The sequence below is a fragment of the Streptomyces sp. NPDC057963 genome (assembly GCF_042887155.1).
Classification (GTDB): Bacteria; Actinomycetota; Actinomycetes; order Streptomycetales; family Streptomycetaceae; genus Streptomyces.
Map to the genome: position 1 here is coordinate 23,350 of NZ_JBHVPX010000035.1, position 26,009 is coordinate 49,358.

The following is a 26,009-nucleotide window of genomic DNA, read 5'->3' on the forward strand; positions in this document are numbered from 1 at the left end:
ACGCCCTCTGGCCGCTAGTCGCGGTCGCTCTGCCGGGACGGTCGGGGCTCGGGCGATCGCCGAGTTCGGCATCGATGTGTCCCGTTTGCACTGAGACATGACCAGCATGTCCGTCCACGGCGCCTATCCGGCCGAGGGCCAGGCCGAGGATTTCCCGGTTATTGGCTACGGGCATCCCAAGGACCGGCGGGTGGATCTGAAACAGGTCCAGGCCGGGCTCGCGGTCTGTGCCGACGGCGGCATCCCGGTCCATGCCCGGGTCTTCGACGGAGCGGCGGCCGAGGTCAGCCAGGTCGTCAGCGCGATGAAGGACCTGCGCACGATGGCCGGCACCCGCGACTTCCTGATGGTCGCCGACTCCAAGCTGGTGTCCTACTCCAACATCGCCGCCCTGCTGACGAGCGGGGTTCAGTTCATCGCTCCGGCCCCGGCCGCACAGGTCAAGGACGAGGTCTATGCCGCCCTCGACCTCACCCGGGCCACGACTGTGGACTGGGTGTCGGGCAGAGATGCGGGCAAAACAGCCGTGCAGCGTGAGAGCTACCGGGTGCTGGAGGACACCCCCACTGTGAAAGGGGCGAGGAAGAGTGATCCCGAGCTCAACGTACGGCGGATTCTAGTTCACTCCACCGCGAACGCCGCTGGCCAGCAGGCCGCCCGGGGCAAGCGCCTGACCAAGGCGGCTGACGATCTCGGCAAGCTCGCCGGGGCGGCCGGCGGACGGCATCACAAGAGTGCCGAGAAGATCGTCGGGCGCCTCGGTGTGATCGCGGCGAAGCGCCGTGTCGCTTCCTGCGCCCTTTCGCGTCACTGAGGACGAGCACGGCGTCCCCGCTCTGGACTGGCACTTCGATGAGGATGTCCTCAATGCCGAGGCTGCGGCCGACGGCTGGTACGCGCTGCTGACCTCGTTGTCCGCCGAGGAAGCTGATCCGGGCCAGGTCTTGGTCCACTACAAGGGCCAGGGAGCGGTCGAGCGCCGCTACCACGACTTCACTGAAACCTATGGCGGGTAGTGCCGTGCTGCCTTGCAGAGGATTCGTGACGTGCTCAGCGGCGGCATTCACAAGGTGCTCGACCTGCTGAACCGCTGCTGCATCCGGCTACCGCGGGAGCGAATTCCGCAGAGGGCCCAGCGCCGCTGAGCCGGGCCCGAACTTGGGGGCTACTCGGTAGGTAGGGTCTCCCGCATCGCCTTGGCGGTGGCAGTTGGGTCGTAGCTCTCGGGGACGCCTTCGACCAGGATGATGTCGCCCTCGATGTGCCGCGAGCGCAGTGGTGCGATCTTCTGGTATGTGGGTGAGTCCCACCAGGCCCGTGCCTCGGCGATCCCGGGGAAGCCGATCACCACGACGTGCCCGGGCCAGCTGCCCTCTTTCACCTCGTGCTGCGCGGCGTGCACGAGAAATCGGCCGCCGTACGGCTCGAAGGTGGCGGTGATGCGCTCGATGTACTCAACGATCTCCGGGGCCGGGGCGGCCTCTTGCAGGTGCGCTATGGCATAGGCGGGCATGGTGTCCTTCCAGTCGGTCGGGCTCCGTACGACGCCGATCATGGCATGCGGAGGCACCCGGGTCGATGACCCGCCAGGTAAGGTTCCCGCCGTCGTGACGGCCTCCATCGCCGAGTAACTCAGACTCGAGCCTGGTGCGTTCACTGGTACGGCGACAACCGTCGAGCGCTGGCGGGCCCGGTTCGTGGAGCGGCGGCTGGACGGGTTGCAGGACGAGCCGCGGCCGCCGGGTTTGTCCCGCTGCAGGTCCCCCTTTTGCGCGCCCCGGCAGCGTGCTGATGAGCCCGCGCGATGGTGGGGTCCGGACACTGCGGCGATCACGGACACGTAATACTGCAGCGCGGATCGCCTGTAGTAGAACTCGCTCTCTCCGATGCCGCCGAAGAACGCGATGACCGGGACAGGGCTCGACCGCGATGTACTGCAGCACCAGCCCGATCCACTTGCGCAGGGTGCGCTCGGTGGCCCGGCCGCCCGGGTCGAGGCCGAGCACGTCGACCCGTCCGGTGTCCCGGGCGCGGAACCCCTCGAGGATCTCCATGGTGGTGGTCTTGCCGGTGTTGCGGCCGAGCCAGCGCGAAGATCTCCCTGTGCTCGACGGTGAAGCTCACCCCCGCTCACGGCCCGCACCGCGCCGTAGCCCTTGTGCAGGTCCTCCACCACGACCGCGCTGGACACGGCCGCCTCCCGTCGCTCGGCGCGCGGGCGTCGGCGTCAGGTATGGACGCACGTGACCTTCAGCGTCAGTTCGAGATGGCGCCCGGCCATCCCGTGGGCCGCCGTCACACCGAACTCGGTACGGTCGACCCGGGTAGTGACACGGACGGTGAACGTGTCCGCGAGCACCTCGGAGTGCACGATCGACAGGCTTGCGGGCCGGTCGACTCCGCACGCCGTGAGCGTGCCGGAGACGGTGGTGGTGTCCACACTGTCGGAGACGAACGTGATCAGGGGGTGCCGGTCGGTGTCGAGGAACTTCGCCGACCGTACGTCGCCGTCCCGGTGGTCGTTGCCCGTGCTGAAGCTCGCCGCGTCGATCTCGACGCGCAGGCGCGACTCGGAGAGCGGCTCGGCCAGGTCGATCGTGCCGCCGCGGATCACGAAGGTGCCGCGCACCGGCATGAGGCCGAAAAGGTGTCTGCTTCTGAACGTGATGGACGAACTGTTCGAGTCGATCGTGTAACGACCGAGCCGGGGAGTCGTCGTGAAGGGATTGCCTGTCGCATCCATACCTTCATTCCACGGCAGCGGGCCCGCCGCGCGGCAGGGCGAGCGGTTGGTTCCCGGAGCGACGAAGGGATGGTCGTCGCGGGCGGCATGCGACTTTCGTAGGGTCCGCCCGAGGTTGAGGTACGTGGTTGATCCCGGCGCGGGCGAGGCAACAACAGACATGTTCTACGGTGAGCGTCATGACTGACGGACCGTGGCACTGTCGGCACTGGGTCGCCGTGGACGTGGCGGTCGCGGTCGCCTTCGTACTGCTCGACACCGGCACGACGCTGGTCGGCGCCACCTGGTGGCCGGACCGCCCGGACACGCTCGCCTGGGTCATGCTGGGCGTGCAGGCACTCGCCTGCGCCTCGCTGGCCGTCCGCCGCATCGCCCCGCTCACCGTCGTCGGCGTGCTCGGCGCGTTCACGCTCGCGGTGACGCTGCTGACCTCACCGGCCGGCGCGCTGACGCCGGCGCACCACGGGAACACATGGGCTCCCTTTTCAACCTTGGTGGCTGCCTACGGCCCGCTCTTCTATCAGCAGAACCGCCGGGCGGCGTTCGTCGCGCTCGCCGCCTTCACCCTCGTCGTCATGCGGCCCTGGGATCCGTCGGTCACGATCATGACGCTCGGGCTGCTGCGCACCGCGGTCGGGCCGCTGCTGGCGCTGTGCTTCGAGGCCCGTCGGCGGATGGTCCTCGCACTGGTCGAACGCGCCGAGCGCGCCGAGCGGGAGCGCCACCTCCTGGCCGAGCAGGCCCGCGCCGAGGAACGCGCGCGGCTCGCCGGCGAGATGCACGACGTGGTCACGCACCGAGTGAGCCTGATGGTGCTGCAGGCCGGAGCCCTGCGGGTGACGGCGCAGGACGAGTCGACCCGGCAGGCGGCGGAGGAACTGCGCGCCGCGGGTTGCCAGGCCCTGGACGAGCTGCGGGACCTGGTCGGCATTCTGCGCACCGCACCCGAGGGCGACCACACGCCCTCGGTGGCGGGCTTCGCCGACCTGGTCGCCGAGTCGATCGCCGTGGGGATACCGACCGAGCTGACCGAGGAGGGCGACCCGGCGCTCGCCTCACCGGTGGTCGGGCGCACCGCCTACCGCGTCCTGCGCGAGGCGCTGACCAATGTGCGCAAGCACGCGCCCGGCGCGCGCGTGACCCTGCGGGTGGAGTACGACGAGGCGCGGGTACGGCTCACGGTCCACAACACACCACCGACCGGCAGGCCCAGCAGCGCCCTCACCGGTACCGGCTCGGGTCTGGGAATCGCCCATCTGCGGCAGCGCATCGAGCTTGTGCACGGTACCCTGCGTGCCGGACCCTGTCCCGACGGCGGGTTCAGCGTCGAGGCGACCCTGCCCGCGTACGTCCCGACCGCGGAATCGGCGGTGTGAACGTGGCTCGAGTAGTAGTGGTCGACGACGAGCCCATGGTGTGCGTGTTCCTGCGCACCATCCTCGGCTCGGCCCACGACATCGAGGTCGTCGACGAGGCGCACGACGGCGCGGCCGGCGTCGAGGCCGTCCGGCACAGCCGCCCGGACGTCGTCCTGATGGACCTGCGCATGCCGGGCATGGACGGGCTGACCGCGATCGAGCGCATCAACGAGCTCGCGGACCCGCCGAACATCGTGGTGCTGACGACCTTCGACGCCGACCAGTACGTGCTGCGCGCCCTGCGGGCCGGTGCGACCGGCTTCCTGATCAAATCCACCCCGCCGGAGGAGCTGATCGGGCTCGTACGGACGGCCGCACAGGGGCATACTGTCCTTTCGCCCTCCGCGGCCCGCCGGCTCATCGCTGCGTCGACGGACAGCCTCTCGGCCCGCGACCGCGCACGCGAGCTGGTCGGCTCGCTGACCGAGCGGGAGGCCCAGGTCCTGGCCGGCCTCGGCAAGGGCCTGACGAACGGGCAGATCGCGGCGCGGCTGTACCTCTCCGAGGCAACGATCAAGGGCTACGTGTCGCGGATGCTGGACAAACTGGGCTGCGTCAACCGCACCCAGGCCGGCCTTCTCGCCCACGACGCGGGGATCGTCGACTCCTAATACTGCAACCGCGTTTGGTGTGACGGAAGCTCATTTCAAGGGCTGTGACCTCGTCGTTTGTAGTGGCTGACGCGTGCGCGGTGTTGCGCTTGCCTGCGATCTTTCGGTTTTGGGTCAGTGGTGTGAGAGACAGTTCCAGTCCGGGTCGATCGCTGTGAGCTGCGCCGCGCGCTCCGCTGCCCGCTCGGAGTCCTTGCCCAGGCCGTTTTTCTGGCCCTTCCGGCGGAGGTTGGCCATGTGCTGCCCGATGGGCATCATCGCTTCGCCTTCGCCCCAGACCGCGTCCTGACGGGGCGCGAGGGGTCCGGTGGCCCGCCGGTAGGACCGGAGTGCGGCGAGTTTGTTCTCCCACGCCTCCTCGCCCGGCTCCCAGACCATCCCGGCCTCCGGCGCGTCCAGGAGGACCTTGCGCCGGTCCTCCAGCTCCCCGGCCCGCAGGACCTTGCGCTGCTGGTGCACCCACCGTCCGAGGGGGAAGTCCTTCGTGGCGCCGACCTCGACCTCAACGTCATAGGGCACGGCGTGGACGCCGGTGATCTGGTTCTCTGCCCGCCACCGGAGCAGGGCCTGGTAGCCCTCCAGCCACACCAGCGACTCCGGCCGGTACACCCGCGTCCGCAGGAAGGCCGCGATGGTCGCCGCGTCGCGTGGGCTGGAGAATTGCAGCAGGGCCGACTCGGCAGCGGCGTCGGTGTCGCCCTGCTCCTGGTCCTCGCCGTCGCTCTCGCCTCCGGTCCCGACGATCCGTCCTTCCTTGTCGCGCCGGATGTGTACCTTGCGCTTGCCGCTGGTGAGGGCGCGGGAGGCGAGCTGCTCGACCAGGCGCTCATCGTGTGAGCGCAGGCCCTGGAGGACCGCTACAAGGGGGCGAAACGAGGCGCTGGCGACCATGTCGGTCGGGTTCTCACCGGGCTCCAGGAACACCGGCACGATGCTCCGCGCGACCTTGGTGCTGCCGTCCTTGTTGAGCCGGAGCGCCCGGCCGATGTTCTGCACGATCTCCACCTGCGAGCCGCGGGTGTCCGCGAAGCACACCGCCTCGACTCCCCGCTCACCGGTGATGTCCACGCCCTCACCAAGCACGCGAACGCTGGCGAGGAAGGCGCGGTGGACACGGCGCGCGGTTGCGTCGATGCCGTCGGCGAACTGGCGCAGGACCTCGCGCCGCTCGTTGACGAGGTGGTCGCCGCACAGCCACGCCGACCACACCCGGTCCGGGGGTACGTGGCGGCCGGCCTCGAGCTCGTACAGCTCCGCGCCGATCGACGACGCGGGGAGTTCCTTCACCTTCTTGTCCGCCTCCGCCAGCTCCGACATCTCGGTGGTGTACAGCTCCGCGGCTGTCTCGGGCAGCTTCTCCGCGAACGTCGCGGCTTCCTCCACCTTCTGGTGGAAGGTCATGACCGTACGGAGGTTGCGATGTGTCGGTTTCATGTCGGTGAGCTGGTGGCAGTGACGGTTGATCAGGTGGGCGTCTTCTTGCAGGTCTCTGGCTTATGGCGACGGCTGGCTGCTGACACGAGGTGGTGCTTTGCGTCTCGGTGGCTGACGTGGAGCGGTGCATTTACAGGTGGCTCACTGTCAGGAAGGCGGTACATCGAAGTCAGTGGTTGCTGGGACCCTCCCTGCATGCATTCCGACTCGCTCCGCTTAGCACAGGCGACCACCGCGCAGGACATCGGCCAGGACCGGTGCCAGGCCCTCATCAACTGCTGGATCGATGTCTCCAACGTCGGCGGCGCTGCCGGCTTCCCGTTCCCTCCCATCGACGAACGGGATGTCGCCCCGGCCCTTGAGACCATCCTCGAAAGCCTCGCCGCCAGAACCAGCCGCCTCTTGATGGCCCTGGGCGATGACGAACTGGTGGGCTGGCTCAACATTCGCCGCGATGCCTACGCCCTCATCGCCCACTGGGGAACGCTGCATCACGTTCAAACCCACACCAGCAGACGCGGGCAGGGGATCGGCAGCGCCTTGGTGAAGGAAGCTCATCGCATCGCGCGTGAGGATATGGCCCTTGAGCAACTGCACCTGGCTGCACGTGCTGGAGAGGGGCTGGTGACCTTCTACGGAAGCCTCGGCTGGAGGAGATCGGGCGCTGGCCAGGAGCCCTCCGCTTCGGGTCCGGCGACGATCGCGACGAAGTCCTCATGCTCATCGATCTCTGAATCTGAGGAAATGACACGTTCCTGAGACTGCAGCTGAACGACACGACCTGAGACAGCGAGAACATCCCCAGGTCACAGCATCGGCATCTGACATCAAAGCTGCGACCCTACAGCCCCCGACGCCCCCTCAAGGGGCCCGGGGGCGCCTCTCGCTGACGATCAACCGGGCTCTTCGCAGTTGAGGGTGTAGCGCCGATGAATGTAGTGCTGTTGGACGGTTGGATGTGAGGCGTCAGGACGTGCGAGAGTCGTAGTTCTCGCGGTTTGCGAGGACCTCGGCCATGTGCGTCTGCGCCCAGTTTCTGAGCCGGCCCCGGGCACCCTCGCGCGATCGGGGCCGAAGCAGGATGATTCGCCCTCACCTGGATGACTTCAGATCATCAACCGTCAAAAACTTGTGTCACACCGACGGTGGAAGCTCATCCCGCGTCGGTGGCCCGGTAGGTGCGATCTCTCGGTTTCGTGTCAGTGAATGGTGTGACAGTGGCGGGTTCCCCGTGTGTTGCCTGGATGTACTGGTCAGTGAGTCATACGTCGGGCTCGCCGGACGTGCTGCCACTGTCATGAGATGAGAGATCGGCGGTGTCGGTACTGTCACCGGGCTGTTATAGGCGCAGGTCGCGTACTGACACGAAATCGAGAGATCGCACTCAAGGCCTGTTACGTGGTCCGCCCCGTCGACCTCGAACCGTGGCTCTCCGCGGCGGCCCGGGCCCACGCTCACCTCGGCGCGGAGAACAAGTGGAACACAGCCCACCAGGAGCTGCTCGCTCAAGTCGAGAGGAGCCAGCAGCAGGAGGAGGAGGCTGCGGCCGCGATCCCCCTCCGCATCGTGACGCGCGACAGCGGGAGCCACGAACAGGACATGGCCGCGTAGACCAGCTGTCCCGCCCGGCCAGAAAGTAAGAAAGCACGGCGGGTCCGTACCGTTCGGAACGGACCCGCTGCGGACCTCAGCTCAGACGGTCGCCCACTCCAGTCCGAGGTCGACGAGCGTCTTGTCCAGGGGCGGTTTTTCTGATCAGTGGGTGGTGGGCTGGCCTGGGCTGATCAGTTTGGTGTGGGTGGCGATAGTGTTCCGGGTCGAGCTCTCACCGCTTGGTGATGGGGGACCGGGTTTCAGTTCTCTGAGCTGAGCTGCTGCTTCATCAGGTGGAGCGGGTGCTGGTCAGGTGTGGTCATGTTCCGGGTGTGTTGATCAGATTCGTTGAGTGCTGGTATGTGGTCATCCAGTACAGGGCAGTGTCGATGTCGCGCGCGGTCCAGTTGCGGATGGGGTCTGGAGCGGCGGTCAGGAGCTGGTCGATCGCTTCTATGTAGCGGCTGTAGCGGCCGGGTGCGTGGCTGAGGGGGATACCGAGGGTGCGCAGTCCGTTGTGGGCTCGGCGGTCGTAGACGGCCATGCGGTCCGGTGCGGCTGCTGTGAGGACGGCGGAAGCGAGGGCGTCACCAGTACGGAAGCCAGGTAGTGAGGCCAGGGCTGCTCGGCCGGCTTGCGCTGCCGAGCGGCGGCTGAGAGAGGTGTCCCGGGCGGCGGTCGCGGCCGCGGCGGTTGCGCGGCGTACGTCAGCGTCCGCGAGCGCCATGAGTTCAGAGGCCCAGGGCGTATCGGCCCTGAGCCGTTTCCACATCAGCAGTGCTCCGATGTCGGCTTTGCCGATGCTTCCGCTGGTGCACGCACGGCGTGTCACTTCCTGCAGGGTCTCGTCGTAGTAAGGGCTGACGGTCTCGGTGTAGGCCTGGTGGGCGGTGCCGAGGCGCTGCCATCGATCGGGCGCGAGCGCGAGTGGTTGGTCTGTCACGGCTTGCTGCTCCGTCTTGTCCGGAGGGATGAGGCAGGGGGTGGTCAGCCGCGGACTGGGGGGTTGCCGCGGTGTTCCCGGAGTGCTTGGAGGACGCGTGCCGGGTGTTCGTTCTGGGGGTTGTCGGGGTCTGCTGCTGGGGCGGCGAGGAGTGGGCCGAGGCGGCTGTGCAGCGTGTCGAGGCCGATGAGCGCGTCAAGGCTATGCAGGGTGTCGTTGTCGTTGTCGTTGTCGTTGTCGTTGCCGATGACGGGGAACGGTGGCCGGTCGGGCGGGAGGAGCACGGCGAGGACGCCGGCCTCACCCTCCACGAGCGCGCCGGGTTCCGCGTCATCGGCCATCGTGAGCGCATCGGCCGCCATCACGCCACTGGCGCGCGTCGTCCTCCTGGAACGCCGCAGCTCTACCGTCACCTGACGCGCAGCACGGCTCCCGGCACATCTGGCCCCTTCGGCGTGGCGTCCGGGGCTCACCGCGGTACGGCGGGCCGGTGAGCCGGTCAGCCCGGGACGGCGGTGCCGTCTTCGGGGGTGCGGTTCCATGCCTGCCGGTAGAGCTGAAGTTCGTCGTCGGGGAGGTCCAGGTGGCCTTCGACGCGGATGCTGGTGGTGTCCCACGGTGAGTTCCCGCCGCGGCGGGGGGTGAGCAGGACACCGAGCGTGGCGGTCTGCTCAGCCAGTCCGGTACGCGTGGTGACCTCGTGATGCCGCAGCAGCACGTAAGCCTGAAAAGCGGCTTTGACGCGGGAGTCGAGAAGGGTGGCCGCTCCGAAGATGAGCTGGCGGGTGTCGTCCTCGTGGAGCATGCGCCGAAAACGCCATTTGCAGTGTTCCTCGGGAACCTCGGGTACGTCGCGGAGCATGTCGGCCAGCAGGTGACCCCATTCGGTGCGGGCGCCGACGGGCAGCCGGTCGAGGTCGCAAAGGAGAGCGAAACGGTTGGCTTCCGTCAGCGGGGGATTCAGAGGGCTGAGGGCTATGTCCTCGAACAGCAGCCGGATCACGAGGTGGGCCTGGGTGCCGTCGTCCCCAGCCGGGGCCTGAGGCAGCAGCGGGGTGGAGTAGGCAACGCCTCCGGGGCCCACGAGCTCCGTGTCGAACTGCGCCGGCGAGGCGTCGGCGTCCGCGGCGGCGAACTCGTAGTAGCGCACCGGTTCCTCGCTGAGTGGGACAGAGGGCTCCTTCGCGGCGCGGAAGAGGTAGTCCAGCACTGCAGTGGTGGAGCGCAGCTGGTCGAAGAGGAAGTCCCAGTCGCGGCGGGTCAGCGCGATCCCCGGCATGCCGATCTCCTGCCAGGTGACCACCGTGCCCGCGGGGACACCGGGGTGGTCGAGCAGGAACACGGCTATCCACTCGTAGGCGTTGCCGTCGACGTTCAGGATCCGCTCACGGCCGTTGACCATGTCGGCTGGCATCATCCGCAGTTGCCGGACGGTCCCTTTCGCCTGGCTCATCGCCTTGGTGGCCACCTTCTTGATCCAGGCGGCTTCTGCGGTGTCGTCCTTGGGCACGATGGTGCGGGCCTTGACCTGCACGACCGCACCTCGATGGCCGGCCAGCAGCAGGCGGTCACCGAGTTCACGGAGGCCTGATCCTTTCTGGGCGTGGGCGGCCTGGCGGAAGACGAAGTCGGGCAGACCCCAGGCCGCCGCGGCATGATGGGCCGCCTGTTCCGCCGCAGGGCCGTGCTCGACACCCGGGGCCAGAGGCAGCGCCGGCGGGACACGGCGGGTGTAGACCCCGGCCGGAGTGTCGACGACGAGCGTCAGCGCGGTGGCATCGTCCTTGTCGATGAAGCGCCATAAGGCAGAAGGTGATGGGGTCATGGGCGCCATTAGACGCGACCGGCCGCCCCGGGCGCCCAGGTTTTCCGCGGCATCACTCCCGTGCGTCTTGTCGTCTCCGAGCGCCACTTCCAGCACGGCTCCGTCGGACCAATCCCGAGAACCCCGGCACAGACCACCGCGAACCTAACCGCCCTCGCCACCGACAAGCGTGAGGCCGTTGTCACGGCCTATGCCCTCGCCGCCGACCTGCTCGCCGACATGGGCGCCCACCAGCCCTACCTGCTGACCCCCGAGGGCGACATCCAGCTGGACCGTCCCGACGGCCACCACGACAGTCTCACCGACTGGCAGACAGATCGGCCTCGGTCATGAAGCCAGCGTAGAAGGCTGCTCCTTGTCGTCTACGCGGGTGCTGGTGATTGGCTGCCGCTGTCAGGGTCGGTGGGTGGTAGTGCTCCTGGTGGCGGGTCGGGTGGTGGCTGGGGAGTAGTGGCGAGGGCTGTGGCTTGGCGGTAGTTGATGATGGCTTGGATTCTCTTTTCGGGGTCTGTTATCTGATCGAGCGTGGCTGCGAATTTCTCATCGACCAGTGTTCCTTTTCGTTGTCGTGAGTGTTCGAGGATCAGGCTGGTGAGGGGGACGGCGAGGTATGCCGCGATGACGATCACTCCGACGGCCCACCAGGGTGCGCCGCCCAGGGCGCCGGCGAGGACGGCGGGGAGTCCGGCCAGGAGGCCGGAGACAGGGGCGAGAGAGGACGAGTTCATCGCGTGGATGCCCTTCCAGCACGTGACGGCTGGGCCGCCTCATGCCTGAACGAGCCGTGCGTGGACGGCTGGGACGGGGAGAGGCGGCACTGGTGTGCCGTGGTGTCAGGGCATGCCGAGGACCGGCGCCGCCGTAGGGCGGGCCGGTGGTGTTTTACGGCAGACCTGTCAGCCCTTTGGGAGACCGGTTCACTGGTCCCGCAGGGTGTTTTAAAGGCTTTGTTCGGCGGTTTTAGCGGAGGTTTTCTTCGGCTTTTTGGGCAGGGTGGGCTATATAGCGTTCTTAACAAAAAGAATGCTGATAAAGACCTTAAGCCGGTTCATTAACCTTTTCCGCGCCGCCTTTTCTTCTGCTCTTCGGCCTCGTGCATCCTCGTGCGGGCACGCCAGACCTTCCCACCAGTATCGGTCATCACGCCGCCGTCTGAGACCTCTTCGGACAGATTACGTCCGAAGCTCTTGCCGACCCAGGCTGGTTGAGGGCCAACCGACCCAAGTCGGAAGGTGCCGGTGCTGACCGGAGGGGGAGTTCAGACGTTGACGAGTTCGGCTGTGGTGAGGAGGTGTTGTTGGTCGGGGTGGAGGAGTAGCCAGCCGCGGCGTTGGTTTTGGAGCCAGTTGCGGGCTTCCGGGTGGCGGGGGTGGATGTGTGCGTGGTGGTAGGCGCGTTGCCACAGGATGGGCCAGGGAGGGTTCCACCAGGGGTCGATCGTGGCGAGTGCTTGCTGGGTGGGGGAGGGGCTGCTGCGTTTCTTGGCGAGTTCGCGCTGTCGGTTGAGCCATTCGCCGAGGGGGAAGCCGTCGTGGACGGTCTTGATCGGCGGGCAGAGGTGGCCGTGTTCGCCAGCCCAGGTACGGGCGTGAGTGAGGGCTTCGGCGTGGGGCCGGGGGCGGAGGCTGGGCGGCCACTGCTCGGCTGTCTGAGCGGTGATGCCGACCGCGTTCAGCAGGTGCTGCTGGTCTGGGTGGAGCTGGTCGTACTGCAGGCAGGCCCGGGTGATCCAGCTGCCCAGGACGGTGCTCGGTGCAGGGATGCGGGCGACGGGGTCGAACGGGTTGCCCGCAGCGATGTGGTCGCGGGCGCGGTAGTAGTTGCGCTGCCAGTGCAGGTCCCACGGCGGGTTCCACCACGGGTCGATCGCGGCCAGCTCGCTCAGGTGGGGTGAGGGTGGCAGTCCGGCTCGGGCGCGTTGTTTGGCGCGGTTGCGTTGGCTGAACAGCCACATGCCCAGGGTGTAGCCGTCGTGCCGGGTGTCGCGGGGAGCTGCAAGGTGGCCGTGCTCGGCGTGCCAGGCCCGGGCGTGTGCCAGGGCTGTCTCGAAGCCGGGCCGCAGATCGGGGCGGTGCCCGAGGCGGCCGCGGGGACGCTGCAACTTGGCGGCACGCCGAGCGTGACGTCGACCGGTGAGAGCCGCAGGGTCTGCAAGTTTTCTGGCGCGGCTTGCCGTGTCTTCCATGTCCGGGACCCGGTCCATGGCCGATGTTTTGGAGGCCGTACGTGCATGGTCTTGGGCTGTGCGGGCTACCTCAGCAGTGATGCCGATGTCGGCGAGGAGTTGCCGCTGTTCGGGGTGGAGCTCGTCGTACATGGCGCACTGGCGCCACAGCCAGTTGGCGGCCCCAGAATCGGCAAGGTCATCAAAGCCGTTCTCGGCCTGGAGGAAGTGGTCGGCTGCAGCGCCGCGAGCGCGGTAGTAGTGGCGCTGCCACGTCAGGTGCCAGGGCGGGTTCCACCAGGGATCGATGTCTGCGAGTGCCTGAGCCCGGTCGGCGGGCATGGGCCGGCGGTGGGAGCGCCGGTGATTGCGCTGGTTGGCCAGCCACTGTCCCAGGCGGAACCCCTCGTGGACGGTTGCGGAGGTCACGGACGCCAGCCCGTCGTGTTCGGCGGCGTAGGCGCTGGCATGCGCCAGTCCTGCCTGGAAGCGTTCTGCATAGCTGCGCCGCCTGGGGTGGGCGGCGGCCGCCGCCGCGGCGTCGATGCCGATCTGGGTGAGGAGGCGTTGTTGTTCGGGGTGGAGGGCGGGGTAGCGGGTGCACTGCAGGTACAGCCATTCGCCGAGGCTGTAGCTGGTGGTGGGAAAGCCGCTGGCGGGCTGGAGCGGGCCGTGGGTTTTGGTGTGGTCGCGGGCTTGGTGCCAGGTGCGCTGCCACAGTGTGCTCCAGGGTGCGTTCCACCACGGGTAGAGCGCGTGGAGGGCGGCGGCTTGGTGGGTGGGCATGCGGGTGTGGCGGGTGCGCAGGTTGGACAGCCACGTGCCCAACGGGTAGTCGTCGTGCACGTCTTCCTTGGGGACGGCCAGGTGCCCGTGCCGCTGGTGGTAGACGCGGGCGTGCGCGAGGCTCCTGTCGAAGGCGTGCTCTGCCTGGAGGCTGTGGCCGCGTAGCCGTTTGGCCGGGTTCGGTCGGAGCACCGGCGGGTCGTCGTCGGCGGCGTCTGGCGGGTGCGGGAGGAAGTCGCTGAGGGGACGGGGCCGGTGTACCGAGTGCACCCTCCACAGTGTTTTCTGCGCTATGGGCGTCGCGCTGCGGGTGCGTACCAGGGAGTGTGCCCAGGTGAACAGCGGTCCGTGGGTGACGTCGGCGAGGCGGCGGTCGAGCCATGGCCGGCCGAGCCGACTGGCGATGTCGGCCAGTAGCTGGGGCAGTTCGCCCAGCCGGTAGGGGAGATGGCCGCCGGATTCGGCGGCGGTGCGCCGCTGTAGGGGGTGGTCGGCCAGCAGCCGGGCGAGGGCAACAGCCTCGGGGTAGGTGATGAGGTCGCGGGCGGCCGCCTTCCACCAGCCGGGATCGGCGTCGTCCGGGCGCGTGGCCTCGAGGCGGGCAGGCCATAGCTGCTCCTCGCCCGGCCAGGGCTGCTCCCACCAGAACCCGGTGACGGCGCGGGCGACGTCGAAGGCCTGCGCGCCGGCAGGGGAACGGCGCAGCAACCGGGCATGCCGTCGCTGCGCATCGACCACCTCCGGGCACCGGCCGAGGGGCACGGGCAGGCCGCTGCTGCCGGGCACGTACAGGAGCCAGTACCGGTGGCGTGCGCACACCCGCTCCTCCGGGGCCAGGTACCGGCGCGCGGGCAGTTCGCGCCCAGTGCGGGCTGTGGTGCAGGCAGGGCATGCCGGGCCCCAGGCCGCGACGGCCTCCTCACCGCGCAGCAGCCGCCCAACCGGCCCAGCCCCGTACTTGCCGCCCGGCTCTTCCCTCCTCCATGCGGGCAGGGCCCGCTCGAGCACCCGTGGTGGAACGCGGCACAGCGTGGCAACGCGATTGCGGGCCTGGGCGTTGAGGTGGATCTCGCTGTCCGGGTACAGCATGCCGGTGAGGTTCTGCAGGCCCCCGACATCGGTGACGGCGGCGAGCAGGTCACGGATGGTGAGGTGGTAGCGGGCGGCGAGCCTGCTCAGGAACGACAGCGTCAGCTCTCCCCGCAGCGGGGCCACCCGTCCTGCCGCGCCGCAGCCGATGGTGGGCACGACCGCGCCGGCCGCTGCCTCCCTGCGCGCCGCACGCCCCTCCCCGGGCACGCCGCTGAGTGCGGTAGTGCTGCGCCGATGTGCCATGCCGGATGCCCCTACTGCCGCCGTGTCGGCCGGGCCGGCCGGGCCTGGGCTTCGGCGGCCGCGTCGAGTTCGACCTCGCTCAGCAGCTGCTTGGTGATCCGTTCGGTGCCTTCGGTGATGGCGATCAGGGCTGCTTCGCGGATGAGGTGGGAGAGGCTGCCGATCCGCCCCGCGGTGCGGGCGTGCAGGTAGGCGGCGTGTTTGACGAGTGTTCCGGGCCGGTGCGCGCGCAGCCGCAGCAGGTCTTCCATGGCCCGCACGAGGCCGTCCCAGACCGCCCGGTCCTGCTCGGCCGCATACGCCAGCGGGCGGTGACGGAAGATCTTGAAACGTCCGGCGATCTGCGCCCCGCGCACCCCGCTGAGCAGCGAGGAGGCCTCGATGTCGATCGCGGAGTACACGAAGGTGGCCGGGATGCGTTCGCCGAGGTACTTGAGCTGGTCGGAGGTTTCCGCACCGGCACGCCGCTGGGTGTCCAGGAGGTGGACGTCGTCAATGAGGACCAGCTGGGTGCCCAGTTCGCACAGCAGGTCGCACACGGCGCCGGTGATCTGGGTCTGGTTGAGGCGGTCGGTGATGGGCATGCCGAGGAATCGGGCGAACTCGCTGACGAGCATCTTCGGGGTGGCGGCCGGCGGCACGCTGATGAAGAGAACAGGCCTGCGCTCCGCCTGTTCCGGGTGCTGGCGGGCGTCGGCCAGCTGGAAGGAACGCCCGAGCGCCATCATCGTGGTGGTCTTACCCGTCGTGGCCGGGCCGGAGATGATCAGCCCGCGGCGGGCGCCGGCCTGCTGGCGGCGGTTGACCAGGAGGAGCCGGCGTACGGCGGTGAACACGCTGTCCATGGCTGGGGTGCGCATGACGGCGAGTTCGGAGTGGTAGTCCTCGCGCTCCGACTGGGACCAGGCGGGGTCGCCGGCGTCGCGCGCGGGCGCCGGGGCTCGGTGGACGAAGGCATCCCACCCCTGCCATACGGTCGGGGGCGCCAGCGGGGCGAACCCGACGGCATCGTTGGAGATCGGGCTCACCATCGCAGGGATTCCTCGAAGGGGTCGTAGACCGTGACCTGGCAACGCCTCGGTGCAGGCACGTCGGCTTCCTGCACCGCACCGGCCGGGGAGTCGCTCATCGCTGTGTGCTCAGCTGGCCAGACACTCAGGGCGTCGTCGTTGCTCAAGAGCTCCTCGTCGTCCGCGCCGTCGCCGAAGACGTCCTCCCCGGGCTCATCGGCTTCCGCCTCCGGCTGCTGGCCGTACAGGATCCCCCACACCGCACCGTCGGTTGCGGCGGTTCGGGCGCGGGCGGCGACGACCTTCTCCCGGCGGGTTCCATGTCCGGCGGCGGCCCGTTCCAGCAACTCCCGCAAGGCCAGCGCCAGATCGTGTTCGTGCTGGGCGCGGTCTGCACGGCGGGCGACGGTGCGCTTGACGTGCTGCCAGGTGAAGTCGGTGAACGGGGCGCTGACCAGGGTGTGGTGGATCCACGGCACCTCCTCCCACCCGTACCCGCGCGGCTGGCCGGGCTTCGGCAGACGCACCCAGACCTGGCCGGGAGCGTGCGGGTTGTAGTGGATCTCCCACAGGCCGTCCGCCGCTGGCGAGCACTCGCCGCGGTAGGGGTTGAGGACCTTGTGGTCGTAGGTGCGGTAGTCGATGCGGATGCCGTAGTCGTTGATCTTCTGCCGCTTGACCGGCATCAGCTCGATGTAGTCCTCACGCCCCAACGGCACCGGGACGTACCCGCACACGGCGACCAGCGCCGCCCACATCTCGTTCGGCGACAGGGCGCGGCGGGGCATCATCGGATGCCGCAGCCCGTCGTGCTCACGCTCCTGCCACCCGCAGATGATCCATTCCTGCAGCAGGTCGTCTAACTGGGCCAGCGTCCATACCGCCTCGCCTTCGGCGTCCTTCCCGCGCTCGCCAGTGTCCGAGCCTGTGTAGGCGGCCACGTGCTGAACGAACAGCGTGTTGATCGAGGAGAAGGCGCGCTCCACGTGCCCCTTGGCTGGCCCATTGCCCGGCGGTGCGGGCTGCACGGAAACGCCCAGCGACCCACAGGCCGCGATGAACGAGGACGAGACGAACACCTTGCCCTGATCGACCACGATGGTCTGCGGGATGATCACCGGCCGCGCCGCCGCGCCCTCCAGCCGGGCATCCACGCTCAGCAGCCGCTCATAGGGCACCACCGCGTGTTCCATCGCCAGTGCCTCGGCCCAGCCGGGCCGCATCGGCGCCGGGACCATCATCTGCGCCAGCAGCTGCGCCGCGTCCACACTGCGGGTCCCTTTCGCACGCAGCACGGCCGCGCAGATACTGCGAGTCGCCACATCCAGCGCAATGGTCAGCTCGGGCCGCTCCACCACTCCGTCATCGAGCACCACGAAGGCATCCAGCACGGTGCTGTCCATCATCACCAGCTCACCCGGCGCCATCACCGTCGTCGGGACGAACGGGGGAGCCGGCCGCGCCGTACGCCAGCGGCGCTGCCGCGCACTGCCCAGCAGCCCACGCCCGTCGGCGAGGGCATGCACGAGCCGGTTGAACGCCGCACTCGAGGGCAACGGCACCACCCCCTCCCCGTACTGCTCGGCCAGCAGCCGTTCGGTGTACACCCGAAGCCGGCCCAGCGTCCCGCTGGAGCGCTCCCGCCCAGCCACCAGTACCTCCCGCAGGGCGGCCACCACCCGCTCGTCAGCACGCCCCAGCGCTGTCCGGGGCCGAGTGGCCCGGTGGTCCACCAGCCCCCACACGCCCTCCCGGCGGTAGCGGGCCCGCATCCGCCGCACTGTCACCACACTGGTGGGCATGCCGGCCGCCGACAGCTCCGCCGCCTTGGCCTCCTCCCGCTGCGCCAACGTCCGCGTACCCGGGTCGTACTCCGCCCGCGGCCCTCCCGCGCAGCCACCTCCACCCGGCCGCCCGGTCTCCACCTCCCGCACATGCCGCTCCCAAGCCAGCGCCCGCTCCCGCACCGCCTCGGGAAGCGACTCCAACAAGCCCAGCGGCGGCACCCTGAACGCTCCCGGCACATCCAGGACCTCGAACCCTGCATCGGCGAACAGCAGCGACAGCAGCAGCGCCATTACCTCGCCGTTCTCGGCGACCAGCCGCACCTGGCCGCCGGTGAGGGCGGCCACCGTCCAGATCCGTCCCTCGAACCGCACCCGGCATCCCAGCTCCACCACCGGCCCACCCGGCACCTCGCCGTGCGCCTTCACGCCGCCGCCTGCGCCCACACCAGCATCCGCTCATGCATTGCCGCCCCCAGGTCCGCTGCCAGCCGTCCCGCCCACAGGGCATGGAACAGCGCGGGAAGCACGATCAGCGGATCCCCGATCCCGCGTACGCCCTCCCACAACGGCGCGGGCTCGGCGAACGCCTCCCGCAGCGCGGCGGCCAGCTGTCGTCCACCGTGATACCGCGGGTGCCGGTACCCGGCCAGCCAGGTGACGTTGCGCCGGTAGACCGGGTCGACCGGCCCGAGCACCCAGTACCGCCACCCCACTGCGGCACACATCCGTCCGACCACCGACGCCAGGTGCTGCTGCCGCTGCGAGAGTTCCGTCCTCGTGGTGCAGTCCGCCAGCATCGCCTGCCCGTCGGCGAGCCGGAGCATCAGCTGCGGTGCATGCACCTGCACGCCGCCCGGTTCGCGCCATCGCAGCTCAAGCGGCCGGGCGGCCAGGCCGCTGACACGTGGGTCGCGGTCGAGCAGCATCACGTGCAGCCGCATCGCTGCAGAGCCGTAGTGCACCAGCCGCCCGGTGGTCGACGACCACCACCACCCTGGCGCCAGCCGCTTCCCTGCGCGGGCCGGGAACGGCCTCAGCGGCGGACATTGCTCGAAGGCCACCTCACCAGCGGCTTCCGGCCACCGCAGACACCTTGCTTGCCCCGCCTCGAGGAACAGCACGTCAACCGGCCCCATCTCGACGGGCACCACGTTCGCCCCGTCACGCTGCGCTCCCATCCCCTGCACACTGACACGAACGGCAAATCACCCCATCCGGTAATGGGCATATCCAGGCGAGCAGGCCGCAGACCGCGAGCAGCTGACGCTGCACATCGGACAGAGATGCCCGCCGATTCTGCCGGGACGGTGCCGCAAGAGCCGTGCCGGCAGCGCCGGACCGTTAGCCAGGCCCAGCGAGCTGGACGCTCGAACGTGCGGCCGGAAGAGGGGGCCTGGATTTTTTGGGCAACTGGGCCTGGGCGATCTTGGCTCGGCCGATGATGAAGGAGGCGGCTGGCAGCTGTCAGGATGCCGCCCACTCCAGTCCAAGCTCCGCCAGCTGCCGGAGCTTGTCAGCGGTCAGCTTGCCCCTCCTCGATTTTGCGTTCGAGAGAAATACGCCGAGTTTGACCTCGGCCCCGTCCTCTAGCCGTTCTACGTGAGATCGGCTGACAGGCCCCACAGAGCCCGTGCGGGCTTTGTACTGGGCCCAAGGCCACCACACCCCGCTCGAACGCCCCCACAGGCGCTCCAGCGGGCTTCACGACTGTGGGCGGAGCCAGCGGCCCGATGCCGAGCTGCTCCAAGCGCTCGCGCTGGCCGTCCATCAGCCCAGCCCAGACCTCGTGCTGACGCTGCTTGGCGACAAACCGTCCGACGTCCATTCCGTGGACCGTGACCCCGGGCAGAACCTCCACCGGCCCTTCCTCATCGCGGACCAGTTCGCGCAGGGCGGCGTAGTGCCGCTGCCAGTCGGCCGGCCATGCCGGGTTCCAGTCCGGATCGATCTCCTTCAACGCAGCTTCCCACTCCGGATGTTCGGCCAGCGCGCCCGGCCGGCGGATGTTGGACAGCCACTGCCCCACCTTCCGGTCCAGCGCCGTCGCTGTGCGAGGTGCGCAGAGCGTCCAGTGCTGCTCGTAGTACGCCTTAGCAGCTTCGAGGTTCTCCTGGAAGCGCTCATCGGCCACCGACCACACCATGCCGAGCCGTTCCAGCCGCTGCGCGCGCTGCCCGCTCATCTCCCCAGCCCCGTAGGCGCGCCGCTGCTCTGCCACCCACTGCCCAAGAGGTGTTGCGCCCTCCCGGTGTCCGTACGGCACCCTCGCGTTCCCGACCCGCTCGACGTACGTCTTCAGCTTCGCCCAGCCGCGCGCCCAGTCCTGCCGCTCGGTGTCGATCACATTGAAGCTGACCCAGTCTGCGACTGCGATGTGTCGGTTTCATGTCGGTGGGCTGGTGGCAGTGACGGTTGATCAGGTGGGCGTCTTCTTGCAGGTCTCTGGCTTATGGCGACGGCTGGCTGCTGACACGAGGTGGTGCTTTGCGTCTCGGTGGCTGACGTGGAGCGGTGCATTTACGGGTGGCTCACTGTCATGAAGGCGGTACATCGCATGCAGCGCAGCATTTACATGGGCCAGGCGCCACACAGGTGTTGCACGGGTAGCAGCCCGACCCCGCGGTGCAGCGCGGCCAGCTGCTGTACTGCGCCCGGCCGCTGGCTCCCGTTCCGCGGTCTCCAGCACGACGCGCTGCATAACATCGCAGATCTGCGATGTTCCAGGCGAGATCTATGCACGGCTACGGCATACAGCGTTGTAGGTCAGAGCCTGCTGACCTACGGCGCTGTTCGGTGGCGCTGCTGCCACGAAACGGTGGCAGCAGCGCCACCAGCCCGTGGTGTCTGTTCTGGAGAACCAGAACGAACCGGTTTACGGCGCCAAAGGCGCCGACGGGCGAGCGAGTATGCCGTACCGGCCGCGACCGGAACATGATCTATGGCGGGCTGATCAACGGGAGTCCGCACCGGATGGGCCGGACTGGTCGGCCGGGCGCGCAGGTATGGCCGGCACCGGTTCGCTAATGCCCGGGGCGCGGGCGGGTGGCGCCGGGGCCGGGGCCGGGGTCGGCGGGCTGCCGGGCAGCAGCACCAGCAGCCACACGGCCGCCAGGGCAGCAGCTGTGCCGAGCGCGGCGAAGGCAACCCTGCGCACTCGGCGCACTCCCCAACTGTGTCCCTGCGGGGGTGCGTCGCGGCGCAGGTCGCGGTGCGTGACGAGCACGGCGCGGGCGGCCAGCGCGGCGCGCAGCCGGTCCTCGGTCGCAAGTCGGCGGTCTTCGGCACTCGGCTTCATCGGCCCGCCTTCAGCTTCTTTTCCAGGGCGTCCAGCGCGCGGCTCGCAGTGGACTTCACCGTGCCGCGGGACAGCCCGAGCGTCTGCGCGATCTGCGCCTCGGTGAGCTCCGACCAGTAGCGCAGCACCAACACCTCGCGCTGGCGCCTCGTCAATTGTGCTAGTGCGCCGAGAACTTGGCGGTGCTCTTCGGCGAGCAGCAGCCCCTCGTCGACGGGCGGCCCATAACTCTGGTGGGGCGGGTTGTAGGCACGGGCGGTGCGACGTCTGCGCAGCACGGAGCGGGCCGCGTTGACCACGGCGGTGTAGAGGTAGGCCCCGGGGTCCTGGAGCCCGTCCAGCGAGGTGCCGTACGTGCGGCAGACAGCGGCGAAGGCGTCCTGGACGACATCCTCGGCGGTGTGCAGATCGTCCACCAGGAAGAGCGCGAGCCGCACCATGTCGAGTCGCCGTGCCTGGTACAGCTCGGTCAGCGTGGGCGGCGGCTCGTCGTCGTACGGCGTACCGAGTGACCGCAGATGATGTCCCTGTTTCGGCACGTCCTCGGTCCGGGGCATGCGGGAGAGCAGACGGGACCACCAGGGCGGCGCTGCGGGAATGGCGTACTGCATGGGCCTCGATCCGTCGCGGGAGGGGCGGGCGGGCCTACGGAAAGGCCGGCCCGCCCCGTGGTGCTGCCGCTGCTTCTACTTCTGAACCCCGCTGCCCGGCTGGATCACCAGGGACGGGACGGACGGGACAGGCACGGTGCCGGGCTTGCCCTCGTCGGCCGACCTGCCCGCCTCGACGGCCTTCGGGGTACCAGCGGGCTTCGAGGCGACGGACTTCGACGCGGTCAGCGGGGCTGCGTCTTCGGCCGTGACGGCCTTCGGTGCGGCGGGGGCCGGCTTCACGCCGGAGTCGGCAACGGCCTGCACGGCGAAGCCGCCGCCCAGCAGCAGCGCGGCACCGGTGACGGCACCCAGGGCCCGGGGGCTGAGACGGCGGTTCCACTTGGCGTGCAACATGAGATTCTCCCGAGGAAGTGACGGAAACACGGTCTGGAACAACAGCTGAAGGGCGCCTTCAATCCACCAGACGTGCGACACCCCCCGAGGTTGCGGCCACATCCGAGAAACTTCGCGGGTGCAGCGCAGCATTTGCATGGGCCAGGCGGCACACGGGTGCTGCACGGGTAGCAGGCCGGCCCCGGCCGGTGCAGCACGGTCAGCTGCTCGGGCCCTGCTGCAACAAGCCCGCGCCCGCTGCTCCAGGGGCAGGCAGCGGGACCACGGGCCCGTCCTGGCGGCTGCATAACATCGCAGATACGAGCAGCCCGGCAGGCCGGGGGCCCGCGCCGCCGTCCGCTGGGCCGCCCGCCGTAGCGGACGAGCGGTCCGGGACCCAATGGTCAGGCCGACCGCAGAGCGTCCGTTGGGGAAGCCTTGGCCGCGCGGGCGGCCGGGTAGATCCCGGCGACGGCCGCGACGAGCACGGAGACCAGTGGGCCGCCGGCGACCGTGTAGTACGGGATCGAGGCGGGCCACCCCTGGGCCAGGGCGTACGCGTAGACGGTCGCGGCGCCCACGACCAGGCCGCCGACGCCGCCGATGAAGCCCATCAGCACGGCCTCCAGCAGGAACTGGACGGCGACCTGACCGCCCCTGGCACCCAGCGCACGGCGCAGACCGATCTCGCCGCGGCGCTCCATCACGCCCACCACCATCGTGTTGGCGATGCCGACGCCGCCCACCAGCAGGGCGACCGCGGCGAGGGCGAGCACCAGACCGGTGAGCGCGCCCTGGGCCTCGTTCCGCGCCGTCAGCAGGTCGGAGGGTCGGCTGACCTCGACCGTGCTCGGGGCCGACGGATTCGCGGTGGCCGCGGCCACCGCCTGGACGGCTGGGACCCGCTCCGGGTAGGCCCGCAGATAGACCGTGGCCGCCGTGCCGTCCGCGCCCAGGTGCTTGGTGGCCTGGGGCCAGCCGACCAGGGCCGAGGTGTCCAGTTCGGGGGCCAGCTCGTTCGGCTTCAGGATGCCCGCGACGACGTACCACTGCCCGCCCAGCCAGACCCGCTCGCCCACCGCGTTCACGCCCAGGCGCTGGGCGCTCTGGTCGCCGAGCACCGTCACGGGGAGTCGTTCGCTCGCTGTGTTGAGCCATCGGCCGGTGCGCACGGAGGCGTGCAGCACGTCGAGCAGGTTCAGCCGGGCCGCCAGCACCGTGACGCTGCTGGTCTGCTCCTTGGGCACCAGGTCGTTGCGGTAGACCTGGGCCTTGGTGGCCCCGACCGCCGTCACCTGCTGGACGGGGGCGATGTTGCCCAGCATCTTCTCCGCCGTCCGCGGCAGCGGCACGATCTTCTGCTGCGTGTCCTTCCCGGCGGCGACCGTGATCAGGTTCGAGCCGAGCTGGTCCAGGCGGGCCAGCAGGTGAGCCTGGTTCGAGGCGGAGATGCCGGTCACGGCGACCACGGCGGCGATGCCCAGGCAGATCCCCAAGGCGGACAGGGCGGAGCGCATCTTGCGGGTACGCGGCCCGATCATGCCCAGGCGCAGCAGGTCAACAGGGCGCAGCCGGACGCGGCGCGTGCATGCGGTCACTGGAGGGCTCCCGCATGCTGGGGGCTGCGCTCGTCGAAGTCGATGCGGCCGTCCCGGATGCCGATCCGCCGGGGGAAGGAGGCGGCCAGCTCGCGGTCGTGGGTGATGACGACGACGGTCGTGCCGTTCGCGTTCAGCTCGCGCAGGAGCTCGACGACGGCCGAGCCCGAGACGCTGTCCAGCGCGCCGGTGGGTTCGTCGGCGAGCAGCAGCGCGGGGCGGCCGACAACAGCGCGGGCGATGGCGACGCGCTGCTTTTCGCCTCCAGAAAGCTGCTCGGGACGGTGCTCCAGGCGGTGCCCGAGGCCCACGGCGTGCAGCGCCTCGACGGCCGCGGCCCGGCGGCGTGCCGCGGGGGCGCCGCTGTAGAGGAGGCCGGTGGCGACGTTCTCCACGGTGGTGAGTCCGGAGAGCAGGAAGAACTGCTGGAAGACGAAGCCGATCCGCTGGGCCCGTACGGAGGCCAGCTCGGCGTCGGGCAGGCCTGACAACTCGCGCCCCTCGAAGCGCAGCTGCCCGGAGGTGGGCCGGTCGAGTGATCCAAGGAGCGCGAGGAGCGTCGACTTGCCGGAACCCGACGGGCCCACCACGGCGAGCAGTTCACCCGCCTCGACGGTCAGGTCGATTCCGTGCAGCACGCGCAGTGGCGGTGAGCCCGGGTACTCCTTGGTGACGGAGTCGAGCTCCAGTACGGGGGTCACTTGGGAACCACCACTTCGGCGCCGGGCTTGACGTCCCCGGAGATCTGGGCGCGGGCATTGGCGACCAGCCCCAGCTGCACCTTGACCAGGCGACTGCCGGTTCCCTCGACGACCTTGACGCCGTAGCCGCCGCCGTCCAGGGCGAGCAGCGCGGTGACGGGGACGATGAGGGCGTCGGAGACCTTGTCGCCCACGACGGTGACCGTCACAGACGAGGCCCCGGCCTTGAGCGCTTGCGTCTGGCTGTCCAGTTCGACGGTGACGGCGGTCTTCTGCGCATCGCCGCCGGGCCCGTCGGCGCCGCCCTCTCCGGAGCCGCCGCCGCTTCCCACGCCGCGTATCAGGGAGCGGATGTGTCCGGTGACCGTGGCACCGTCCGACAGCCTGACCTCGACCTTTCCGTCGGGCTTGAACCGGGAGAGCTGGTTGTCGGCGGGCTGCACGCTCGCGACGAGGTCGGTGCCGGTCACGGTCATCACCGACGCCGTGCCCAGTGCCGCGCCGAGCTGCACGCCGAGTTGCTGCACGCGCACCAGCTTGAGGGGCAGCATGATCATGCTGCCGAGCGTGACCGTTCCGGTCTGCTTCACCCCAAGCGACTTCTGCCATCGTTTGACGGCGGTGGCGGTGCCGGCGGTGAACTTCTCATCGATGGACAGGCCGAGGCCGTCGGCGTAGCCGAGGTCGACCAGATTCCGCTTGAGCTGCTTGACATCGGCTCCGGGGGTGGCCTCTGGTCCCAGGTTGCGCCACAGGGGACGGTCGCCCCGCATCAGGACGACGGCCCGGCCATCGACCTCATAGAGCTTCCGGCCGGGCTTGATCACGTCGCCCACAGCGGGCAGCGCTGTGATCGTGCCGGTCCCGGAGGGGACGACCTGGGTCGGCGTGTCGTAGCCGAGGGCTCCGGCTACCTGGATGCCGCTGGACAGCGACCCCCTCTGCACCGCGGCGGTGCCGTACTCGACGGCTGACTGTTGCGCGTCCGGCGCTGGGCGCTCCCATGGGCGGGTCACGCCCAGGACCGCCGCACCAGTGATGGCAGCGATCAGGACGAGCGGTACGGCGATCTTGTGGCGTTTGCGTCGCGCACGGCCCGCAGCGGGGTTGCCCGGGGGAACGGAGTCCGGGGAGGGGGCGGGGGAAGGCGCGATTCGCGTCATGGTCACTGGCCGATCGAGTAGCTGACGCCCAGCTTGCCGCAGGCCGGCTGGATCGCATCCCACTTGGCCGCATCGAAGGAGGTCCGCGGAATGTTGAGGATCCCGGTCTTGGCGTCGGGGTCGGGCAGATCCCCGTAGCCGTTCTTCCGCGCGCACGCCACGAACTTGCGTGCCTCCTCGACGAACTTCGCGGAGGTTTTGGTCCGGGCCTGGTTGATGCCAGGGTTCTTCGCGTCACAGTCTTTGGACGCCTTGTCGTAGGCATCCATGGAGGAACCCGCACCCGCGCCCGCACCCGCGCCCGCACCCGCGCCCGTGCCCGAGGCGGGCATAGCGATGTTGCCGTCCTTGTCGATGAAGATCTGGGTCTGGCCCTGGCCGTGCATGCACTTCACCCAGGACTGGCGGACCGCGGCATCGTCCTGCTTCTTGCCGCTGCCGCCTCCCTCGTCCCCGGCGACCTTGGGTGCCGACTCAGGCGAGGAACAGCTGCTGATCATCAGTGCGGCACATACCGCGGCCACCGTGACGACCGCCTGCTTGACACGACTGCGCATTCCTTCGCTCCCTGCTGAAGCCCGATAACGTCACGACAGTTCTACGGAGCCACCGGTGAG

The 26,009-nt window shown here is 69.3% G+C and carries 24 protein-coding genes and 2 pseudogenes; 8 read left to right on the plus strand and 18 right to left on the minus strand.

What is annotated here, in order from left to right; genetic code table 11:
- Positions 1-97 precede the first annotated feature (97 nt).
- The gene (locus tag ACFVT1_RS38085; RefSeq protein ID WP_389804607.1) at positions 98-814 is read left to right on the plus strand and encodes a hypothetical protein; all 717 of its coding nucleotides are present in this window, start codon (positions 98-100) and stop codon (positions 812-814) included.
- Positions 783-1,016 (plus strand): hypothetical protein, encoded by a 234-nt coding sequence (locus tag ACFVT1_RS38090; protein WP_389804610.1) that lies wholly within the window; start codon positions 783-785, stop codon positions 1,014-1,016. The genes ACFVT1_RS38085 and ACFVT1_RS38090 overlap by 32 nt, the downstream gene beginning before the upstream one ends.
- Before the next feature lie 149 nt (positions 1,017-1,165).
- Here the strand turns inward: ACFVT1_RS38090 and ACFVT1_RS38095 are convergent, their stop codons facing one another.
- On the minus strand, positions 1,166-1,513 hold the full coding sequence (locus tag ACFVT1_RS38095) for a DUF1330 domain-containing protein (RefSeq protein ID WP_389804672.1): 348 nt from the start codon (positions 1,511-1,513) through the stop codon (positions 1,166-1,168).
- A gap of 714 nt (positions 1,514-2,227) precedes the next feature.
- On the minus strand, positions 2,228-2,743 hold the full coding sequence (locus ACFVT1_RS38100; protein WP_389804613.1) for a YceI family protein: 516 nt from the start codon (positions 2,741-2,743) through the stop codon (positions 2,228-2,230).
- Between the two features lie 179 nt (positions 2,744-2,922).
- On the opposite strand from ACFVT1_RS38100, the gene ACFVT1_RS38105 reads away from it, so the two are divergent.
- Both ACFVT1_RS38105 and ACFVT1_RS38110 read left to right on the plus strand, forming a co-directional pair.
- On the plus strand, positions 2,923-4,119 hold the full coding sequence (locus ACFVT1_RS38105) for a sensor histidine kinase (protein WP_389804615.1): 1,197 nt from the start codon (positions 2,923-2,925) through the stop codon (positions 4,117-4,119).
- 2 nt (positions 4,120-4,121) lie between these two features.
- Positions 4,122-4,772, plus strand: coding sequence for a response regulator (locus ACFVT1_RS38110; protein ID WP_389804617.1), 651 nt, complete (start codon positions 4,122-4,124; stop codon positions 4,770-4,772).
- A 129-nt stretch (positions 4,773-4,901) separates the two neighbouring features.
- Here the strand turns inward: ACFVT1_RS38110 and ACFVT1_RS38115 are convergent.
- Positions 4,902-6,188 (minus strand): annotated as a pseudogene (locus ACFVT1_RS38115) (Helicase associated domain protein); the annotation flags it as partial.
- Between the two features lie 213 nt (positions 6,189-6,401).
- Here ACFVT1_RS38115 and ACFVT1_RS38120 point away from each other — a divergent pair.
- Together ACFVT1_RS38120 and ACFVT1_RS38125 are read left to right on the plus strand one after the other, a co-directional pair.
- A complete protein-coding gene (locus ACFVT1_RS38120) occupies positions 6,402-6,965 on the plus strand; it encodes a GNAT family N-acetyltransferase (RefSeq protein WP_389804620.1) in 564 nt (187 codons plus the stop codon).
- A 639-nt stretch (positions 6,966-7,604) separates the two neighbouring features.
- Positions 7,605-7,817 carry a hypothetical protein gene (locus ACFVT1_RS38125; protein WP_389804622.1) on the plus strand — a complete coding sequence of 71 codons (213 nt, stop codon included), beginning with the start codon at positions 7,605-7,607 and terminating at the stop codon, positions 7,815-7,817.
- A 301-nt stretch (positions 7,818-8,118) separates the two neighbouring features.
- Here ACFVT1_RS38125 and ACFVT1_RS38130 read toward each other — a convergent pair whose 3' ends face one another.
- A complete protein-coding gene (locus ACFVT1_RS38130; RefSeq protein WP_389804625.1) occupies positions 8,119-8,742 on the minus strand; it encodes a hypothetical protein in 624 nt (207 codons plus the stop codon).
- Between the two features lie 293 nt (positions 8,743-9,035).
- Between ACFVT1_RS38130 and ACFVT1_RS38135 the strand changes: the two are divergent.
- Positions 9,036-9,159: pseudogene (locus tag ACFVT1_RS38135) on the plus strand (N-acetyltransferase); the annotation flags it as partial.
- A gap of 82 nt (positions 9,160-9,241) precedes the next feature.
- Here the strand turns inward: ACFVT1_RS38135 and ACFVT1_RS38140 are convergent.
- Positions 9,242-10,567 carry a hypothetical protein gene (locus ACFVT1_RS38140; protein ID WP_389804626.1) on the minus strand — a complete coding sequence of 442 codons (1,326 nt, stop codon included), beginning with the start codon at positions 10,565-10,567 and terminating at the stop codon, positions 9,242-9,244.
- Between the two features lie 60 nt (positions 10,568-10,627).
- Here ACFVT1_RS38140 and ACFVT1_RS38145 point away from each other — a divergent pair, with 60 nt between their 5' ends.
- A complete protein-coding gene (locus ACFVT1_RS38145; RefSeq protein WP_389804629.1) occupies positions 10,628-10,900 on the plus strand; it encodes a hypothetical protein in 273 nt (90 codons plus the stop codon).
- 29 nt (positions 10,901-10,929) lie between these two features.
- On the opposite strand, the gene ACFVT1_RS38150 is transcribed toward ACFVT1_RS38145, so the two are convergent.
- The 13 genes from ACFVT1_RS38150 to ACFVT1_RS38210 form a co-directional block, all read right to left on the minus strand.
- Positions 10,930-11,295: a hypothetical protein gene (locus ACFVT1_RS38150; RefSeq protein WP_389804631.1), complete on the minus strand. Its 366-nt coding sequence runs from the start codon at positions 11,293-11,295 to the stop codon at positions 10,930-10,932.
- A gap of 530 nt (positions 11,296-11,825) precedes the next feature.
- On the minus strand, positions 11,826-14,852 hold the full coding sequence (locus tag ACFVT1_RS38155) for a Helicase associated domain protein (RefSeq protein WP_389804633.1): 3,027 nt from the start codon (positions 14,850-14,852) through the stop codon (positions 11,826-11,828).
- Between the two features lie 11 nt (positions 14,853-14,863).
- A complete protein-coding gene (locus ACFVT1_RS38160) occupies positions 14,864-15,883 on the minus strand; it encodes a TniB family NTP-binding protein (RefSeq protein WP_389804635.1) in 1,020 nt (339 codons plus the stop codon).
- Positions 15,877-18,093, minus strand: a complete 2,217-nt coding sequence (locus ACFVT1_RS38165) for a Mu transposase C-terminal domain-containing protein (RefSeq protein ID WP_389804638.1) — start codon at positions 18,091-18,093, stop codon at positions 15,877-15,879. Before ACFVT1_RS38165 ends, ACFVT1_RS38160 begins: the two co-directional genes overlap by 7 nt.
- Positions 18,072-18,827 carry a TnsA-like heteromeric transposase endonuclease subunit gene (locus tag ACFVT1_RS38170; protein WP_389804640.1) on the minus strand — a complete coding sequence of 252 codons (756 nt, stop codon included), beginning with the start codon at positions 18,825-18,827 and terminating at the stop codon, positions 18,072-18,074. The genes ACFVT1_RS38165 and ACFVT1_RS38170 overlap by 22 nt, the downstream gene beginning before the upstream one ends.
- A gap of 335 nt (positions 18,828-19,162) precedes the next feature.
- Positions 19,163-19,993 carry a helicase associated domain-containing protein gene (locus ACFVT1_RS38175; RefSeq protein WP_389804643.1) on the minus strand — a complete coding sequence of 277 codons (831 nt, stop codon included), beginning with the start codon at positions 19,991-19,993 and terminating at the stop codon, positions 19,163-19,165.
- A gap of 606 nt (positions 19,994-20,599) precedes the next feature.
- Entirely contained in the window at positions 20,600-20,944 is a 345-nt protein-coding gene (locus ACFVT1_RS38180; RefSeq protein ID WP_389804645.1) for a hypothetical protein, read from the minus strand.
- The gene (locus tag ACFVT1_RS38185) at positions 20,941-21,555 is read right to left on the minus strand and encodes an RNA polymerase sigma factor (RefSeq protein ID WP_389804648.1); all 615 of its coding nucleotides are present in this window, start codon (positions 21,553-21,555) and stop codon (positions 20,941-20,943) included. The genes ACFVT1_RS38180 and ACFVT1_RS38185 overlap by 4 nt, the downstream gene beginning before the upstream one ends.
- A 75-nt stretch (positions 21,556-21,630) precedes the next feature.
- A complete protein-coding gene (locus ACFVT1_RS38190; protein WP_389804650.1) occupies positions 21,631-21,951 on the minus strand; it encodes a hypothetical protein in 321 nt (106 codons plus the stop codon).
- A 383-nt stretch (positions 21,952-22,334) separates the two neighbouring features.
- Positions 22,335-23,528, minus strand: coding sequence for an ABC transporter permease (locus ACFVT1_RS38195; RefSeq protein ID WP_389804653.1), 1,194 nt, complete (start codon positions 23,526-23,528; stop codon positions 22,335-22,337).
- The gene (locus ACFVT1_RS38200) at positions 23,525-24,229 is read right to left on the minus strand and encodes an ABC transporter ATP-binding protein (protein WP_389804656.1); all 705 of its coding nucleotides are present in this window, start codon (positions 24,227-24,229) and stop codon (positions 23,525-23,527) included. The genes ACFVT1_RS38195 and ACFVT1_RS38200 overlap by 4 nt, the downstream gene beginning before the upstream one ends.
- Positions 24,226-25,392 carry a peptidoglycan-binding protein gene (locus ACFVT1_RS38205; protein ID WP_389804675.1) on the minus strand — a complete coding sequence of 389 codons (1,167 nt, stop codon included), beginning with the start codon at positions 25,390-25,392 and terminating at the stop codon, positions 24,226-24,228. The genes ACFVT1_RS38200 and ACFVT1_RS38205 overlap by 4 nt, the downstream gene beginning before the upstream one ends.
- Before the next feature lie 2 nt (positions 25,393-25,394).
- Entirely contained in the window at positions 25,395-25,949 is a 555-nt protein-coding gene (locus ACFVT1_RS38210; RefSeq protein WP_389804658.1) for a hypothetical protein, read from the minus strand.
- Positions 25,950-26,009 lie beyond the last annotated feature (60 nt).

What these genes read in the sequence shown, in the direction of transcription:
- ACFVT1_RS38160 (WP_389804635.1), bottom strand. Translation starts at nt 15,883, where the DNA reads ATGGTGAGCCCGATCTCCAACGATGCCGTCGGGTTCGCCCCGCTGGCG.
- ACFVT1_RS38170 (WP_389804640.1), bottom strand. Translation starts at nt 18,827, where the DNA reads ATGGGAGCGCAGCGTGACGGGGCGAACGTGGTGCCCGTCGAGATGGGG.
- ACFVT1_RS38150 (WP_389804631.1), bottom strand. Translation starts at nt 11,295, where the DNA reads ATGAACTCGTCCTCTCTCGCCCCTGTCTCCGGCCTCCTGGCCGGACTC.
- ACFVT1_RS38095 (WP_389804672.1), bottom strand. Translation starts at nt 1,513, where the DNA reads ATGCCCGCCTATGCCATAGCGCACCTGCAAGAGGCCGCCCCGGCCCCG.
- ACFVT1_RS38100 (WP_389804613.1), bottom strand. Translation starts at nt 2,743, where the DNA reads ATGGATGCGACAGGCAATCCCTTCACGACGACTCCCCGGCTCGGTCGT.
- ACFVT1_RS38180 (WP_389804645.1), bottom strand. Translation starts at nt 20,944, where the DNA reads ATGAAGCCGAGTGCCGAAGACCGCCGACTTGCGACCGAGGACCGGCTG.
- ACFVT1_RS38190 (WP_389804650.1), bottom strand. Translation starts at nt 21,951, where the DNA reads ATGTTGCACGCCAAGTGGAACCGCCGTCTCAGCCCCCGGGCCCTGGGT.
- ACFVT1_RS38105 (WP_389804615.1), top strand. Translation starts at nt 2,923, where the DNA reads ATGACTGACGGACCGTGGCACTGTCGGCACTGGGTCGCCGTGGACGTG.
- ACFVT1_RS38120 (WP_389804620.1), top strand. Translation starts at nt 6,402, where the DNA reads ATGCATTCCGACTCGCTCCGCTTAGCACAGGCGACCACCGCGCAGGAC.
- ACFVT1_RS38185 (WP_389804648.1), bottom strand. Translation starts at nt 21,555, where the DNA reads ATGCAGTACGCCATTCCCGCAGCGCCGCCCTGGTGGTCCCGTCTGCTC.
- ACFVT1_RS38210 (WP_389804658.1), bottom strand. Translation starts at nt 25,949, where the DNA reads ATGCGCAGTCGTGTCAAGCAGGCGGTCGTCACGGTGGCCGCGGTATGT.
- ACFVT1_RS38155 (WP_389804633.1), bottom strand. Translation starts at nt 14,852, where the DNA reads ATGGCACATCGGCGCAGCACTACCGCACTCAGCGGCGTGCCCGGGGAG.
- ACFVT1_RS38140 (WP_389804626.1), bottom strand. Translation starts at nt 10,567, where the DNA reads ATGACCCCATCACCTTCTGCCTTATGGCGCTTCATCGACAAGGACGAT.
- ACFVT1_RS38205 (WP_389804675.1), bottom strand. Translation starts at nt 25,392, where the DNA reads ATGACGCGAATCGCGCCTTCCCCCGCCCCCTCCCCGGACTCCGTTCCC.
- ACFVT1_RS38085 (WP_389804607.1), top strand. Translation starts at nt 98, where the DNA reads ATGACCAGCATGTCCGTCCACGGCGCCTATCCGGCCGAGGGCCAGGCC.